Here is a 375-nt window from a genome sequence, read left to right as displayed (position 1 = left end):
CCCAGCCGCCAGTTGCTCAGTGGTTGCTACACGCTGACCGCGATATTCGATAATTTGCAGGTCTTTGGCCTCAATGAGTGCCAGTTCAGTTTTTTTAGCCATTTCACTTCACCTCTTTGATGTGGATGCCAATGTGTTTTGCGTACCGGCGCATACCTCGGTTTAGTGGCATTTCAACCGTTCCGTCGTCAGTCCGGTACTTCGCCACTGATTCCTGCACGTTGACGTACTCTCTTGCTGGTGCGCGGTCTAATCGGAGTCCTTGTGCTAACGTCACACCACAAAGGCCCTGACGGGTTTTGCTATTACGTTTCTTTCCCATACTTATTTGCCCTCGCTAGTGGCCAGTTCGTCAGATGCTGTAACGAATTCATC

Annotated in this window: 1 protein-coding gene and 1 pseudogene; both read right to left on the bottom strand. The window is 50.4% G+C overall.

Annotation, left to right across the window (positions count from 1 at the left end; all coding sequences use genetic code 11):
• Window positions 1-102: pseudogene (locus AEP37_RS26450) on the bottom strand (ORF6N domain-containing protein); the annotation flags it as partial.
• A gap of 1 nt (window position 103) precedes the next feature.
• Window positions 104-322, bottom strand: a complete 219-nt coding sequence (locus tag AEP37_RS24100; protein ID WP_049615708.1) for a hypothetical protein — start codon at window positions 320-322, stop codon at window positions 104-106.
• Window positions 323-375: the final 53 nt, after the last annotated feature.

The sequence above is a fragment of the Yersinia pekkanenii genome, assembly GCF_001152565.1.
In the GTDB taxonomy this organism is placed as follows: Bacteria; Pseudomonadota; Gammaproteobacteria; order Enterobacterales; family Enterobacteriaceae; genus Yersinia; species Yersinia pekkanenii.
This window is presented reverse-complemented; position numbering and strand designations above follow the sequence as displayed.